The organism is Citrobacter sp. wls718 (assembly GCF_005280945.1).
GTDB classification, from domain to species: domain Bacteria; phylum Pseudomonadota; class Gammaproteobacteria; order Enterobacterales; family Enterobacteriaceae; genus Citrobacter; species Citrobacter gillenii.
Genome location: NZ_SZWV01000096.1, coordinates 42,440 through 58,107 on the forward strand (window position 1 = coordinate 42,440; position 15,668 = coordinate 58,107).

Consider the following 15,668-nt stretch of genomic DNA (forward strand, 5'->3'; position numbering starts at 1 on the left):
ACTCAACTCGCCAGATAGGGTAGTATCTGCGGCAATATTGCCTGACGAATACCGGGTATTGTTCGGGCTAACAGTTGAGGAACCACGATTAATGAGCGATATGGCAGAGCGCCTTGCGCTGCATGAATTCACGGAAAACGCCTATCTGAACTATTCCATGTACGTCATCATGGACAGGGCGTTGCCGTTTATTGGTGATGGTCTGAAACCCGTTCAGCGACGCATCGTTTACGCGATGTCCGAACTGGGGCTGAATGCCAGCGCCAAATTTAAAAAATCAGCCCGTACCGTCGGCGACGTACTGGGTAAATACCACCCACACGGCGACAGCGCCTGCTATGAAGCGATGGTGCTGATGGCGCAGCCGTTCTCTTACCGTTATCCGCTGGTTGACGGGCAGGGGAACTGGGGGGCACCGGACGATCCGAAATCGTTCGCGGCGATGCGTTATACCGAATCTCGACTGTCTAAATATGCGGAACTGCTGCTGGGGGAACTCGGCCAGGGGACGTCGGACTGGGTGCCAAACTTCGACGGCACCATGCAGGAGCCGAAGATGCTGCCTGCGCGTTTGCCGAATATTCTGCTGAACGGCACCACCGGTATTGCGGTCGGCATGGCAACGGACATTCCGCCACATAACTTGCGTGAAGTGGCAAAAGCGGCGATTACGCTGATTGAGCAGCCGAAAACGACGCTGGATCAGCTGCTGGATATCGTCCAGGGACCGGATTACCCGACCGAAGCAGAAATCATTACCCCGCGTGCAGAAATTCGTAAGATTTACGAAAACGGACGTGGCTCCGTGCGTATGCGTGCGGTCTGGACCAAAGAAGATGGCGCGGTGGTGATTTCCGCGCTGCCACATCAGGTTTCCGGTGCCAAAGTGCTGGAACAGATTGCCGCCCAGATGCGCAATAAAAAGCTGCCGATGGTGGACGATCTGCGCGATGAGTCAGATCACGAAAACCCGACCCGTCTGGTGATCGTGCCACGCTCCAACCGTGTGGATATGGAGCAGGTGATGAACCACCTGTTTGCCACCACCGATCTGGAAAAAAGCTACCGCATCAACCTGAACATGATTGGCCTCGACGGTCGCCCGGCGGTGAAAAACCTGCTGGAGATCCTCACCGAATGGCTGGCGTTCCGCCGCGATACCGTGCGTCGTCGTCTGAACTATCGTCTGGAAAAAGTCCTCAAGCGCCTGCACATCCTCGAAGGTTTGCTGGTGGCGTTCCTCAACATTGACGAAGTGATTGAAATCATTCGTCATGAAGATGAACCGAAGCCTGAGCTGATGTCGCGGTTTGGCATTTCTGAAACCCAGGCTGAAGCCATCCTCGAACTGAAGTTGCGTCATCTTGCCAAACTTGAAGAGATCAAAATTCGTGGCGAGCAGGACGAGCTGGCGAAAGAACGCGATCAGCTGCAGGGCATTCTGGCCTCTGAGCGCAAGATGAGTAACCTGCTGAAGAAAGAGCTGCAGGCAGACTCAGATGCCTATGGCGACGATCGCCGTTCTCCGCTGAAAGAGCGCGAAGAAGCGAAGGCGATGAGCGAGCACGACATGCTGCCGTCTGAGCCGGTCACCATTGTACTGTCGCAAAGCGGCTGGGTGCGTAGCGCCAAAGGCCATGATATTGATGCGCCGGGCTTAAGCTATAAGGCGGGTGACAGCTACAAGGCGGCGGTGAAGGGCAAGAGCAACCAGCCGGTGGTGTTCGTGGATTCAACCGGGCGCAGCTATGCCATCGACCCGATTACGCTGCCGTCGGCACGTGGTCAGGGTGAACCGCTGACCGGTAAGCTGACGCTACCGCCGGGAGCGACGGTTGAGCATATGCTGATGGAAAGTGATGACCAGAAACTGCTGATGGCCTCCGATGCTGGCTACGGTTTCGTCTGCACCTTCAATGACTTAGTGGCGCGCAACCGTGCAGGTAAAGCATTGATTACGTTACCGGAGAACGCGCATGTGATGCCGCCGGTGGTGCTTGAAGATGAAAGCGACATGCTGCTGGCGATCACCCATGCCGGGCGTATGCTGATGTTCCCGGTCAGTGACCTGCCGCAATTGTCGAAAGGGAAAGGGAACAAGATCATCAACATTCCGTCTGCAGAAGCGGCGAAAGGGGATGATGGGCTGGCGCACCTCTACGTGTTGCCTCCGCAAAGTACGCTGACCATTCACGTTGGTAAACGCAAAATTAAACTGCGTCCTGAAGAACTGCAGAAGGTGACCGGCGAGCGTGGGCGTCGCGGTACGCTGATGCGCGGTTTACAGCGCATCGACCGTATCGAAATTGACTCACCACGACGTGCCGGTCAGGGCGACAGCGAAGAATAACGCTGTCGTCTGACTCTCCCTGCTTTTACGCAGGGAGAGTCAACATTAAAAATTCCCGTGAAACCGTTGTTTATTCGTGCATTGCGATTAACAATACGCTTTTCCAGAGAGCCGCTCTTAACAAAGCCCTAACCTGACGCAGGGTTCTGCATCTGGTGACGTAAAATGCCAGGCTCTTAGGCCTTAGAGGTTGTTATGCTATATATTTTTCGTTTATTCATTACCGTAATTTACTGCATTCTGGTCTGTGTTTTTGGTTGTATATATTGTCTGTTCAGCCCACGAAATCCTAAACACGTCTCAACGTTTGGCCATATGTTTGGTCGACTGGCCCCCTTGTACGGCCTGAAGGTGGAATGCCGCATGCCGCCGGACGCAAAGGACTACGGCAACGCTATCTATATTTGTAACCACCAGAATAACTATGACATGGTTACCGCCGCGAAGATCGTGCAACCACCGACGGTTACGGTCGGTAAAAAAAGCCTGCTGTGGATCCCGTTCTTCGGCCTGCTGTACTGGCTCACCGGTAACCTGTTGATCGACAGAAACAATCGCGCCAAAGCGCACAGCACCATTGCGACGGTCGTTAATCATTTTAAAAAACGTCGTATCTCTATCTGGATGTTCCCGGAAGGTACGCGTAGCCGTGGCCGTGGTCTGCTGCCGTTTAAAACTGGCGCGTTTCATGCGGCAATTGCCGCGGGTGTTCCGGTGATCCCGGTGTGCGTCTCAACGACCTCAAATAAGATTAAACTTAACCGATTAAATAATGGTCTGGCGATCGTCGAGATGTTACCGCCAGTAGATATCAGCCACTATGGTAAGGATCAGGTTCGTGAACTGGCCGCGCATTGCCGCACGTTAATGGAACAAAAAATCGCCGAACTCGACAAAGAAGTTGCCGAGCGTGAAGCTACCGGTAAGGTGTGATTCGCGCCATCCGAGTTTGTTACAGGAAATACTTTCCTGCGTGTTAATCGCCAGTTTTACATGGAGCTTATATGTCACTCAGTCGGCGTCAGTTCATTCAGACATCGGGGATCGCACTGTGTGCAGGTGCTATTCCGCTGAAGGCTAATGCTGCCGGTCAGCAACAACCGTTACCTGTTCCACCGCTGCTGGAGTCTCGCCGTGGACAGCCGCTATTTATGACCCTGCAACGCGCTCACTGGTCCTTTACGCAAGGCACCCGCGCGCCGGTCTGGGGGATTAACGGGCGTTACCTGGGGCCGACCATCCGCGTCTGGAAAGGGGATGACGTCAAGCTTATTTACAGCAACCGTCTTACCGAGAATGTTTCAATGACCGTCGCCGGGCTGCAGGTTCCTGGCCCACTGATGGGCGGGCCGGCACGCATGATGTCACCGAATGCGGACTGGGCGCCGGTATTGCCCATTCGCCAGGACGCCGCCACGTTGTGGTATCACGCCAATACGCCGAACCGTACCGCGCAGCAGGTCTATAACGGTCTGGCTGGTATGTGGCTGATTGAAGATGAAGTCAGTAAGTCGCTGCCAATTCCCAACCATTATGGCGTGGATGATTTTCCGGTCATTATTCAGGACAAGCGGCTGGATAACTTCGGCACGCCTGAATACAGTGAGCCAGGCAGCGGCGGGTTTGTTGGTGATACGCTATTGGTTAACGGGGCACAAAGCCCGTATGTGGAAGTGTCTCGCGGCTGGGTGCGTTTGCGTTTACTCAATGCGTCGAACTCGCGTCGTTACCAGCTGCAAATGAGTGACGGTCGTGCGCTGCATGTGATTTCCGGCGATCAGGGCTTTTTACCCGCGCCGGTTTCGGTGAAGCAACTCTCGCTGGCCCCGGGTGAACGTCGTGAGATTTTGGTGGACATGACCAACGGCGATGAAGTGTCGATCACCTGTGGTGAGGCGGCCAGCATTGTCGACCGGATCCGCGGCTTCTTCGAGCCCTCCAGTATTCTGATTTCCACGCTGGTACTGACCCTGCGCCCGACCGGGCTGCTGCCGCTGGTGACCGACAATCTGCCGATGCGTTTGTTGCCTACGGAAATTTTAAGCGGCTCACCGATTCGCAGTCGTGAGATCAGCCTTGATGACGATCCCGGCATTAATGGGCAGTTGTGGGATGTAAACCGCATGGACATTACCGCTCAGCAGGGCTCCTGGGAGCGCTGGACGGTGCGGGCGGATATGCCGCAGTCTTTCCATATCGAAGGCGTCTCTTTCCTGATCCGCAATGTGAACGGCGCGATGCCGTTCCCGGAAGACCGGGGCTGGAAAGATACCGTTTGGGTGGATGGTCAGGTTGAGCTGCTGGTGTATTACGGACAGCCTTCCTGGGCGCATTTCCCGTTCTACTTTAACAGCCAGACGCTGGAAATGGCCGATCGTGGCTCGATCGGACAGATGCTGGTTAACCCGGCGCCATAATGTGCCGGGCAGGCTATTACGCCCGCCAGAACATGCGCGAGAAAAGGATCAAAATGGGGTAGATTTCCAGACGCCCCATGATCATGGCCGCGCACATCAACAGCTTTGCCTCTTCGTTTAAAGTACCAAACGTGACCGCCGTGACGCCAAATCCCAGCCCCATATTATTGATACAGGCCGCGGCGGTGGCGAACGAGGAAAAGAGATCGTAGCCCATCAGATTAAGCGCCCAGACGAAAAAACTGGTAAACAAAGCATAGAGAAAAAAGAAGCTCCACACTGAGCGGATCACGCGCTCGTTAACCACGCTATTACCCACTTTGATATTCAGCAATGCACGAGGATGGGCCAGTTGGTGTAATTCCTGTCGGCACTGCTTGAACATAATTAAAAAACGCAGCGCCTTAATACCCCCGCAGGTCGAACCGATACACCCCCCGAAGAAACTGGCGATGAGAAGCATGAAGATAGTATGTGAAGGCCACTGGGCGTAATCCGCCGTCGACAGGCCGTTGTCTGTGAGCATTGAGCTTGCCAGAAAAAAAGCATGCACCAGACTGTCCGTTAAATTGTACATACCTGCCCGCCAGACCTGCCAGGTGGCTATCAGGGTGATCACCAGCGCAATGATCAGAAACAGCTGCAGTTCGGCATTACGGCGAAAGGGCTTGAAGGTCCGTTTGACGATGGCGACGTACCAGAGGGTGAAGTTAAAGGCAGATAGCAGCGAAAACAGCCCGGCGACAAGCTCAATGGCGTGGCTGTTATAAAAACCGATACTTTCGCTTCGGGTGGAGAACCCACCGAGGGAGACTGTCGAAAGCCCATGGCATAACGCATCGAAAAACGACATGCCGGCAATCCAGTAGGCCAGCGTACAAACAAACCCTAGGGTGACATAGGTTAGCCACAGCGTACGTGCGGTATCGGCAAGTCGTGGGGTCAGGCGTTCTTCTTTAAACGGCCCTGGCATTTCAGACTGATACAGCTTCATGCCGCCGATCCCCAGCAGCGGCAGGACGGCAACGGCGAGGACGATAACGCCAAGACCGCCGATGAAATTGAGCTGTGCCCGATAATACAGATAAGATCTGGGCATCGCGCCGACATCGTCAATAACCGTCGCCCCGGTGGTGGTAATACCGGAGACGCCTTCAAACAGGGCGTCGGCAAAGGAGAGATTTAACCCGTCTTCCATCCACATCGGCATGGCGCTGATGAATGAAAAAAGTAGCCAAAAAAGAACGATGATGACGAACCCATCGCGGGTTCGTAGCTGAATGCCCGCACGTTTTGTCGCCAGCCAGGCACCGCCGCCGAGGGAAAAAAAAACGGCAAAGGTGCTCAAAAAAGCAAAATAACTCCGTTCTTTGTTCAGCAAGGCGATGGCCATCGGCGGCAGCATAGAGAAGCTGTACAGGAGAACCAGAAATCCGCACAGGTGAAGAACAACCCGCAGCTGGGAAATATTAAGTGATTCGTTGCGATGCAATGGAAAATCCCCCGCCAAAAAGACCTGGTACGGCTGGCAAGACATGATGTCAATTATGATATACCCGTCATACTTCAAGTAGCATGTGCGTTAGCTATGTTCGTTCACCCCAGTCACATAGTTATCTATGCTCCTGGAGATTAATGAGGGACATCCATGTCCCTCACCGGAGGCCAGCCTTTGGCTGTTCAAATTCTTTCCTGACGAATTTGTCACTCACTTGCCGCCTTCATGCAACTCGAATTATTTTGGGTATAGATAAAAGTAGGCGTAGTAAAATTTAACAATTTATTTAACTTTCTACTCGTCTGGCTCAGACTCCGCTTCATTTCTGGCGGACATACAGCGTATAATCCCCGGCCTTTGATTATTTTTTTACCATTTTTGGAAGCATTATGAGCGCAATATCCCTGATCCAACCGGACAGAGACCTTTTCTCCTGGCCGCAGTACTGGGCCGCCTGTTTTGGCCCCGCGCCGTTTCTGCCAATGTCGCGAGAAGAGATGGACCAACTTGGCTGGGATAGCTGCGACATTATTCTGGTTACCGGTGATGCCTATGTTGATCACCCGAGTTTCGGTATGGCCATTTGTGGCCGTATGCTGGAAGCCCAGGGTTTTCGCGTCGGGATTATCGCCCAGCCGGACTGGAACAGTAAAGACGACTTTATGCGTCTGGGTAAACCGAATCTGTTCTTCGGCGTAACCGCCGGTAACATGGACTCGATGATCAACCGCTATACTGCCGATCGTCGCCTGCGCCATGATGATGCCTATACGCCGGACAACGTCGCCGGTAAGCGCCCGGACCGCGCCACACTGGTTTATACCCAACGTTGTCGTGAAGCATGGAAAGACGTGCCGGTGATCCTTGGTGGTATTGAAGCCAGCCTGCGTCGTACCGCGCATTACGATTACTGGTCTGATACCGTGCGCCGCTCGGTGCTGGTGGATTCCAAAGCGGATATGCTGATGTTCGGCAACGGTGAACGTCCGCTGGTTGAGGTTGCGCACCGCCTGGCGATGGGTGAAACCATCGACCAAATCCGCGACGTGCGTAACACCGCGATTATGGTTAAAGAAGCGCTGCCCGGCTGGAGCGGTGTGGATTCCACGCGTCTGGATATGCCGGGGAGAATTGACCCTATCCCGCATCCGTACGGTGAAGATTTACCGTGTGCAGATAACAAGCCAGTAGCGCCTAAAAAGCAGGAAGCAAAAGCGGTGACCGTTCAGCCTGCGCGTCCGAAGCCGTGGGAAAAAACCTACGTGCTGCTGCCGTCTTATGAGAAGGTGAAAGGCGACAAAGTGTTGTACGCTCACGCCTCACGTATTCTGCACCACGAAACCAACCCTGGCTGCGCGCGCGCCCTGATGCAAAAACACGGCGACCGCTACATTTGGGTTAACCCTCCGGCGATCCCGCTGTCGACCGAAGAGATGGATAGCGTCTTCGCGCTGCCGTATAAACGTGTCCCGCACCCGGCATATGGCAACAGCCGTATTCCGGCCTACGAGATGATCCGTTTTTCCATCAACATTATGCGCGGCTGCTTTGGCGGCTGTTCTTTCTGTTCGATCACCGAGCATGAAGGACGCATCATCCAGAGCCGTTCTGAAGATTCGATCATCAACGAGATCGAGGCGATTCGCGATACCGTACCGGGCTTCACCGGCGTGATTTCCGATCTGGGTGGCCCAACGGCCAACATGTACATGCTGCGCTGTAAGTCGCCACGTGCGGAACAGACCTGCCGTCGTCTGTCGTGCGTTTATCCGGACATCTGCCCGCATATGGACACCAACCACGAACCGACGATTAACCTCTATCGTCGCGCGCGTGATTTGAAAGGCATCAAAAAGATTTTGATTGCGTCCGGCGTGCGCTACGACATCGCCGTGGAAGATCCGCGCTACATCAAAGAGCTGGCGACCCACCACGTTGGTGGCTATCTGAAGATTGCACCGGAACATACCGAAGAAGGTCCGCTGTCGAAGATGATGAAGCCGGGCATGGGTAGCTACGACCGCTTTAAAGAGCTGTTCGACACCTACTCGAAGCAGGCCGGTAAAGAGCAGTATCTGATCCCTTACTTTATCTCTGCGCACCCGGGTACGCGTGACGAAGATATGGTGAATCTGGCGTTGTGGTTGAAGCAGCGTCGTTTCCGCCTTGATCAGGTACAGAACTTCTACCCATCACCGCTGGCGAACTCGACAACCATGTATTACACCGGGAAAAACCCGCTGGGTAAAATTGGCTATAAGAGTGAAGATGTGGTGGTGCCGAAAGGCGATAAGCAGCGTCGTTTACATAAAGCGCTGCTGCGTTACCACGATCCGGCTAACTGGCCGTTAATCCGTCAGGCGCTGGAAGATATGGGTAAAAAGCACCTGATTGGCGGTCGTCGTGAATGTCTGGTTCCGTCGCCTACGCTGGAAGAAATGCGTGAAGCGCGTCGCCAGAATCGTCATACTCGCCCGGCACTGACCAAGCACACACCTGTTGCACACCAGCGCCAGACGCCCGCCGCGAATAAAAAGCGTGGCAAAGTAGCAGGGCGTTAATCCTGAAGCCCGGTAGCGCTCTGCTTACTGGGCCACTGCTTTGAAAGCCGGATGAGGTGCTTGCACCGCCATCCGGCAAATCTGTTTTAGTACAGCCCCAACACCTTCCACCACATCAGACCTACGGTAATAAAGACTGCCTGATTAAACAGGCTGACGATAAACCCTGTTCGCCACCAGACGCCCGTCGGCACATACCCCGCACCAAACAGGATCGGACCACGCGCATGTGTGTACTGGGTGAGAGAGCAGTACAGGCTGCTGGTGAAAGCCAGCATCAACGCGGTCGGGGCTGCCGGGATATTCAGATGCAGGCCGACGCCAAGGAATACCGCGTACAATGCGGCGATCTGCGCATTTCCGCTCGCAAAAAAGTAGTGGGTGTAGAAGTAGGCGGCGTTAAGCAGCAGCAGGACGACCACCCAACTGGTGCCATGCATGGTACTGCTGAGGCTATCGCCGATCAGATTACCAAACCAGGTGGTGAAACCGAGCTTCTTCAATTGGTTTGCCATCATCAGCAGTGCGGCAAACCAAATCAGCGTGTCCCACGCACCTTTTTCGCTTTTGACGTCTTCCCAGCTCAGCACACCGCTGAGCAGTAAAATTGAGAGTCCAACGAACGACGCGGTGGTGGCATCGACGCCTAGCGTATCGCCAAAAATCCACAGCACCAGCAGGACGCCAACGGTACCCAGCATCAACCACTCACCGCGTGACATGCTGCCCATTTCCGCCAGTTCCTGACGGGCCAGGTTCGGGGCATCCGGCGTGTGTTTAATTTCCGGACGCACCAGCCAGTACACCAGCAGCGGAACCAACAGCAAAGACACCATGCAAGGCAGCAGTGCCGCCATAAACCAGCTTCCCCAGGTTAGCGTGACCCCGGCGTTGGCCGCCAGTTTTACTGCCAGTAGGTTGCCGGTATAGCCGGTCATAAACAGTGCGGCGGTGACGTCGTTGACGTTGCCAATGCAGGTAATGAGGAAGGTGCCGATTTTGCTGCGCGATTCATCTTCCGGATTGGAATGAAAACTGCGCGCCAGTGAGTCGGCAATCGGATAGATGACGCCGCCGCAGCGTGCCGTATTGCTGGGCATCGCCGGAGAGAGGATCAGATCGGCAAACGCCAGGCCGTAGGCAAGTCCGAGCGTGCGCTTGCCGAGCAGGCGGATCATCTGCAGGGCGATACGTCGACCAAGGCCGGTTTTGATAAACCCGCGGGCAATCATAAAGGCAACGACGATCAGCCAGATGAGTGAACTGTTCAGTTCGCTCAGAGCGGTGGTAATCGCACCGCTGGCGGTTTTATCCCCGGCGGCATAGGCGAGGGCAAAGACGGTTATGCCAATAATACCGACTGCGCCAATGGGCAGAACTTTTGCCACGATAGAGGCGATAGTGGCCACGAAAATAATTGCCGAATGCCAGGCGGAAGCGCTTAACCCCGTTGGTGGGGTAAGTTGCCAGAGCCCGGCTGAAATCAAAATTATTAGAATTAATGGGAGCCATTTAACTCCCTGTGCTTTTTTTTCAGCCACGGTCATGCACCTATATACATTGTGAATATATTCACCGTATGAATATATTTAGTGAATAATTAGTAGGTTATGTGGCGCAATGCTGCTCCAGCGACTGAAATAAATACATCAATAAATGTAAGTGAATTGTTTCTTGATATTTCCATGCAGGAAGAGCCCGACTGGGATGCCGGGCTGGAGAGAAGGGATTAGCCGCCGAACTGGTCCGGGTCCGGCCCCAGACGTTTGCCCTGGTCGAGTTTGGCCATTTCGCCTAGTTCATCTTTATCCAGGCGGAAGTCCCAGACATCAAAGTTCTCCGCGATACGCGCAGGAGTGACTGATTTAGGGATCACCACCAGGCCGCTATCCAGATGCCAGCGAATGACAATTTGTGCCGGTGATTTACCGTATTTTTCGGCGAGATCGCGAACTATCTTTTGATCGAACACATCTTTGCCGCCTTGTGCCAGCGGGCTCCAGGATTCAGTCTGGATTTTATGCGTGGCGTTCCAGGCATGAAGCTGCCGCTGCTGTAAAAGCGGGTGCAGCTCGATTTGGTTAATCACTGGCGCAACGCCCGTTTCATCCATCAGGCGCTGGAGATGGTTGATCTGGAAGTTGCACACGCCAATGCTTTTAATGAGTCCCTGTTTTTGCAGGTCGATCATGTTTTCCCATGCTTCAACGTAATGGTCGATTGCCGGGACGGGCCAGTGCATGAGGTAAAGATCGAGGTAATCGAGCTGGAGTTTCTCCATGCTTTCGAGCAACGCTTCTCGGGGACGTTTCTGGTCGTCATTCCACAGTTTAGTGGTGATGAATAACTCCTCCCGGGGCACGCCGCAGTCGCGTAATGCTTTACCGACACCGTCTTCATTTTTATACGCGGCAGCGGTATCAATAGAGCGATAACCGACTTCCAGCGCTTTATGGATCGCGGAGATGACTTCCTCATTACTTGCCTTCCAGACCCCCAGGCCCAGTTGAGGCATGACGTTACCATCCTGTAGCTTGATAATGGTCGGACTGGTCATAATTCCCCCCTACACTGAATCCTTCAGGCTGCCTCTTTGTTGGCTGCTTGCGTTTACCCCGGTCACGTACTTATGTACGCTCCCGGAGATTCACTCAATTGCCGCCTCGATGCATCATGAATGATTGGGTGTAAATTGAGTTCACCGGAGCAGCCCCGGTGAGGTTTGTGTGACTTAAGCCTGGTATAAATACCCAAAAACGAAAGTCAGAGGTCAAAAAACCTAGCGTGCCGCTTCGTAAATGCGGCGGCTGACGTCCAGCGTAATGTCCTGATGTTCGCCCAGTTTCGTCCCACCGTGCGCTGCCAGTTTTTCCAGCAACGCCGGGATGGAACTGCCATCCAGACCGTAGTCGGACATGCGTGTTGGGACGCCCATCTGCTCGAAGAATTGACGCGTCGCGGCAATGGCGGCATCGATACGCTGGTCATCACTCCCTTCGGTGATATTCCAGACGCGCTCCGCGTATTGCAGCAGTTTGGCGCGCTTAGTGTCGCGTTTTTCATTCCACAGTGCCGGCAGAACGATGGCCAGTGTTTGTGCGTGATCGAGACCGTGCATCGCGGTCAGTTCGTGACCGAGCATATGGGTAGCCCAATCCTGCGGTACGCCTGCGCCAATCAGGCCGTTCAGCGCCTGGGTCGCTGCCCACATGACGTTGGCGCGGACATCGTAGTTTTCTGGCTCCTGCAACGCTTTCGGGCCCTCTTCTATCAATGTGAGCAAAATACCTTCGGCAAAGCGGTCCTGTATTTTGCCGTTGACCGGGTATGTTACGTATTGCTCTACGGTGTGAACAAACGCGTCCACTACGCCGTTTGCGACCTGACGCGGCGGCAGAGTGTAGGTGTAAACCGGATCCAGCACGGCAAAGACCGGCTGCACAAACGGTGTCATAAAGGCCAGCTTATCGCCGGTGGTTTTGCGGGAAATTACCGCGCCGGAGTTTGATTCAGAGCCGGTTGCCGGCAGGGTCAAAACGGAGCCCATCGGGATGGCGCTTTTTACGTCGTTGCCGTGAGTTTCCAGGATGCGCCACGGATCGACACCTTCAGCGTAATGGGCCGCTGCGGCGATGAATTTAGTGCCATCGAGAACAGAGCCGCCGCCGACGGCCAGCAGGAATGTCACCTTCTCATCACGCACGATGTTGACCGCATTCATCAGCGTTTCATAAGACGGGTTCGGCTCAATTCCGCCAAACTCCAGTACATCCAGACCTTTCAGGGCATCCTGAACCTGTGCCAGTACGCCGGTTTTTTTCACGCTGCCGCCGCCGTAGGTAATCAGCACGCGAGCATCCTGAGGGATTTGATCGCGCAGTTCAGCGATAGCGCCTTTACCGAACAAAATGCGGGTTGGGGTATGGAGGTTAAAGTTATTCATTGCTCGTTACCTTGTGTGGGTAAAAAAAGAGGGCAGGTGAGTGTCTGCCTGATGGTGAACATTGTGGTCGTCAGACGCATTCCTCTCAATGCTCATTTCTGCCAATGTCTTGCCTATTTCTACAGACTACTGGAGAAAACGGATAAAAATACGCACACTGTGGAGGTTACAATTCGATGACGAAAGGGTGCTCCATGAACCGTGATGATGTCTGCCTTCTGCTGACGAAAAAAATTAAGCAGCTGAAAAATAATGAAAATAAACTCAATAAATTGCTGCCTGATGTGCGTTTACTGTATGGCATGGAGCCTGGGCTTCGCACCCCTGTGATGTATGAACCTGGCATTATATTTCTCTTTTCGGGCCATAAAATTGGTTACATCAATGAGCGTGTATTTCGTTATGACGCCAACGAATACCTGCTGCTCACCGTACCTTTACCCTTTGAATGTGAAACGTATGCGACACCGGAGATTCCACTGGCCGGTCTGCGGCTGAATGTCGATATCCTGCAATTGCAGGAACTCCTGATGGACATTGGCGAAGATGAACTGTTCCAGCCTGCAATGGCGGCGAGCGGAATAAACTCGGCCACGCTTTCTGATGAGATACTTTGCGCAGCCGAGCGTTTGCTGGATGTGATGGAGCGACCGCTGGACGCGCGAATTCTGGGAAAACAGATCATCCGTGAGATTTTGTACCATGTGCTGACCGGTCCACGCGGTGGCGCGCTGCTTGCGTTGGTCAGTCGTCAGACGCATTTCAGTTTGATCAGTCGCGTGCTGAAGCGCATCGAAAACAAGTACACCGAGAACCTCAACGTTGAGCAACTGGCGGCAGAAGCCAACATGAGCGTGTCGGCGTTTCATCATAATTTTAAATCGGTGACCAGCACTTCACCGCTGCAGTATCTGAAGAGTTATCGCCTGCATAAGGCTCGGATGATGATCATTCACGACGGCATGAAGGCCAGCGCGGCAGCAATGCGGGTTGGCTATGAGAGCGCGTCGCAGTTTAGCCGCGAGTTTAAACGGTACTTTGGCGTAACGCCGGGGGAGGATGCGGCAAGAATTCGGACGATGCAGGGAAGTTAATGATGTTCACCGTTGGCCTGATTAGCAAAGCGGCATCAGGCGAAAATGCCGGGTGATTTTACCCGGCCAACGATGACGACTCAGGCGCTACAGCATTTTTTTTTAATCACCACGAACAAGGTACCTAGCAGACCAGCAGTTAACAGCGCGATGGGTAGGATCATCAGAAAGGTCATCACCTGATCTTCATGGCGTTTAACGAATGGGATCATGCTGAGAGCATAGCCAAAGCTGGTGACCACGGTGACCCACAGCAGGCCGCTCAGCCAGTTAAAGAACTGAAACCGGCGGTTAGGCAGACCTGAAATCCCCGCCATTGTTGGCAGCAGGGTGCGAACAAATGCCAGGAAACGTCCCGCGAGCAGCGCCATCAGACCGTGTTGGTCAAACATACAGGTGGCACGCTGATGATATTTTTCAGGTAATTGCGCCAGCCAGCTTTTCACCGTCCGCGTATTGCCCAACCAGCGCCCTTGAATATAGCTCAGCCAACAGCCCAGACTGGCTGCGGCAGTCAGAATAGCAATTGTCGGGAGAAAGCTCATCACGTCCTGCGCGATCAGCGCTCCGGCCAGTAACAGCAGGCTGTCTCCGGGTAAAAAGGAAGCAGGCAGCAGACCATTTTCTAAAAACAACGTGGCAAACATGACGAAGTACACCACACTCACAACGTGCGGATCTGCCAGCGCGGCAAAATCGTGTTGCCAGAGCGCGGAGATAATATCTTGAATGACTACCATGGACTTTCCTGTGGAACAGCATTTATGAGTGGATTGTACTCCTGAATTGTCCGGGATGCCTTGATCCCGGACGCAACAATTGCAGACTTTTCCACCAGAAGTGTCTGCATATATGTCCAACTGCGGCAATGTTACTCGATTCGGGCGAATCCGGCGGCTAAATCCGCAATCAGATCGTCAACATTTTCTAAACCGATGTGTAAACGGATGAGCGTTCCGCTGAAGTCCACGTTGCCTTCAGGACGGATGGCGGCAATGTGTTCGGGTTGATTGGCCAGAATCAGTGATTCAAACCCGCCCCAGGAGTAGGCCATGCTGAACAGCGTAAAGTGATCCAAATACGCTGATAGCTCGTCATTGTTCAGCTTCTTATTCAACACAAACGAGAACAGACCGCTGCTGCCGGTAAAATCACGTTTCCAGAATTCGTGCCCTTTGCTGCCGGGAAGCGCGGGGTGGTTGACGCGGGCGACCTGCGGATGATCGGCCAGCCATTCGGCAACCTTCAGGCTGCTTTCGTGATGCTGGCGCAGACGAACGCCCAGAGTCCGCAGTCCGCGGCTGGTCATATAGGCGGTATCGGCATCCAGCATTTGCCCCATTAAATAGGCGTTTTCGCGCAGTTGGTCCCAGCAGCGGGCATTTGATACCGCCGTACCGACCATTGCATCGGAATGGCCAATCAGGTATTTGGTGCCCGCCTGAATTGAGATGTCGATTCCAAAATCCAGCGCGTTGAACAGCACCCCGGCAGCCCAGGTGTTATCGATCATAATGATGGCGTCCGGCGCTACGCTTCTGACGGCAGCGACAATCGCCGGAACATCATGCACTTCCATAGTGACGGAGCCGGGAGATTCCAGAAATACCACTTTGGTGTTCGGCTGAATGTGCTTCACAATATCGGCACCGACTAACGGATCGAACCAGCCGGTGGTTACGCCGAGCTTGCCGAGGATTTTCGTGCAAAAATCCTGGCTCGGCTCATAGGCCGTGTTGGTCATTAGCACGTGGTCGCCGTGTTCAACAAAGGCCAAAATCGTGTTGGCAACGGCTGCGGCGCCG

11 protein-coding genes are annotated in these 15,668 nt (G+C 53.9%); 5 read left to right on the forward strand and 6 right to left on the reverse strand.

Annotation, left to right across the window (positions count from 1 at the left end; translation table 11 throughout):
- Nucleotides 1–91 precede the first annotated feature (91 nt).
- The 3 genes from parC to ftsP all read left to right on the forward strand — a co-directional run bounded on the left by parC (nt 92) and on the right by ftsP (nt 4,767).
- Nucleotides 92–2,350, forward strand: coding sequence for a DNA topoisomerase IV subunit A (gene parC, locus FDW95_RS17930; protein ID WP_096755658.1), 2,259 nt, complete (start codon nt 92–94; stop codon nt 2,348–2,350).
- 195 nt (nt 2,351–2,545) lie between these two features.
- A complete protein-coding gene (gene plsC / locus FDW95_RS17935) occupies nt 2,546–3,283 on the forward strand; it encodes a 1-acylglycerol-3-phosphate O-acyltransferase (RefSeq protein WP_115257480.1) in 738 nt (245 codons plus the stop codon).
- 71 nt (nt 3,284–3,354) lie between these two features.
- Nucleotides 3,355–4,767: a cell division protein FtsP gene (gene ftsP, locus FDW95_RS17940; RefSeq protein WP_115257481.1), complete on the forward strand. Its 1,413-nt coding sequence runs from the start codon at nt 3,355–3,357 to the stop codon at nt 4,765–4,767.
- A 16-nt stretch (nt 4,768–4,783) separates the two neighbouring features.
- On the opposite strand, the gene FDW95_RS17945 is transcribed toward ftsP, so the two are convergent.
- A complete protein-coding gene (locus FDW95_RS17945) occupies nt 4,784–6,259 on the reverse strand; it encodes a TrkH family potassium uptake protein (RefSeq protein ID WP_115257482.1) in 1,476 nt (491 codons plus the stop codon).
- A 395-nt stretch (nt 6,260–6,654) separates the two neighbouring features.
- Between FDW95_RS17945 and FDW95_RS17950 the strand changes: the two genes are divergently transcribed.
- The gene (locus FDW95_RS17950) at nt 6,655–8,826 is read left to right on the forward strand and encodes a YgiQ family radical SAM protein (protein WP_115257483.1); all 2,172 of its coding nucleotides are present in this window, start codon (nt 6,655–6,657) and stop codon (nt 8,824–8,826) included.
- Between the two features lie 86 nt (nt 8,827–8,912).
- Here the strand turns inward: FDW95_RS17950 and FDW95_RS17955 are convergent, their stop codons facing one another.
- The 3 genes from FDW95_RS17955 to yqhD all read right to left on the reverse strand — a co-directional run bounded on the left by FDW95_RS17955 (nt 8,913) and on the right by yqhD (nt 12,769).
- On the reverse strand, nt 8,913–10,373 hold the full coding sequence (locus tag FDW95_RS17955; RefSeq protein ID WP_170973022.1) for a DASS family sodium-coupled anion symporter: 1,461 nt from the start codon (nt 10,371–10,373) through the stop codon (nt 8,913–8,915).
- A gap of 182 nt (nt 10,374–10,555) precedes the next feature.
- Nucleotides 10,556–11,383: a 2,5-didehydrogluconate reductase DkgA gene (gene dkgA / locus FDW95_RS17960; protein WP_096755664.1), complete on the reverse strand. Its 828-nt coding sequence runs from the start codon at nt 11,381–11,383 to the stop codon at nt 10,556–10,558.
- Nucleotides 11,384–11,605: 222 nt separating this feature from the next.
- Nucleotides 11,606–12,769, reverse strand: coding sequence for an alcohol dehydrogenase (gene yqhD / locus FDW95_RS17965; protein ID WP_115257484.1), 1,164 nt, complete (start codon nt 12,767–12,769; stop codon nt 11,606–11,608).
- Nucleotides 12,770–12,963: 194 nt separating this feature from the next.
- Here yqhD and FDW95_RS17970 point away from each other — a divergent pair, with 194 nt between their 5' ends.
- Nucleotides 12,964–13,863, forward strand: a complete 900-nt coding sequence (locus FDW95_RS17970; RefSeq protein ID WP_137363570.1) for an AraC family transcriptional regulator — start codon at nt 12,964–12,966, stop codon at nt 13,861–13,863.
- An 80-nt stretch (nt 13,864–13,943) separates the two neighbouring features.
- Here the strand turns inward: FDW95_RS17970 and yghB are convergent, their stop codons facing one another.
- The gene (gene yghB, locus FDW95_RS17975) at nt 13,944–14,603 is read right to left on the reverse strand and encodes a DedA family general envelope maintenance protein YghB (protein WP_115257486.1); all 660 of its coding nucleotides are present in this window, start codon (nt 14,601–14,603) and stop codon (nt 13,944–13,946) included.
- Nucleotides 14,604–14,734: 131 nt separating this feature from the next.
- Nucleotides 14,735–15,668: cystathionine beta-lyase (metC, locus tag FDW95_RS17980; protein WP_249359194.1), on the reverse strand; the 934-nt coding region annotated here is incomplete at its 5' end.

What these genes read in the sequence shown, in the direction of transcription:
- parC (WP_096755658.1), top strand. Translation starts at nt 92, where the DNA reads ATGAGCGATATGGCAGAGCGCCTTGCGCTGCATGAATTCACGGAAAAC.
- plsC (WP_115257480.1), top strand. Translation starts at nt 2,546, where the DNA reads ATGCTATATATTTTTCGTTTATTCATTACCGTAATTTACTGCATTCTG.
- ftsP (WP_115257481.1), top strand. Translation starts at nt 3,355, where the DNA reads ATGTCACTCAGTCGGCGTCAGTTCATTCAGACATCGGGGATCGCACTG.
- FDW95_RS17950 (WP_115257483.1), top strand. Translation starts at nt 6,655, where the DNA reads ATGAGCGCAATATCCCTGATCCAACCGGACAGAGACCTTTTCTCCTGG.
- FDW95_RS17955 (WP_170973022.1), bottom strand. Translation starts at nt 10,373, where the DNA reads ATGACCGTGGCTGAAAAAAAAGCACAGGGAGTTAAATGGCTCCCATTA.
- dkgA (WP_096755664.1), bottom strand. Translation starts at nt 11,383, where the DNA reads ATGACCAGTCCGACCATTATCAAGCTACAGGATGGTAACGTCATGCCT.
- yqhD (WP_115257484.1), bottom strand. Translation starts at nt 12,769, where the DNA reads ATGAATAACTTTAACCTCCATACCCCAACCCGCATTTTGTTCGGTAAA.
- FDW95_RS17970 (WP_137363570.1), top strand. Translation starts at nt 12,964, where the DNA reads ATGAACCGTGATGATGTCTGCCTTCTGCTGACGAAAAAAATTAAGCAG.
- yghB (WP_115257486.1), bottom strand. Translation starts at nt 14,603, where the DNA reads ATGGTAGTCATTCAAGATATTATCTCCGCGCTCTGGCAACACGATTTT.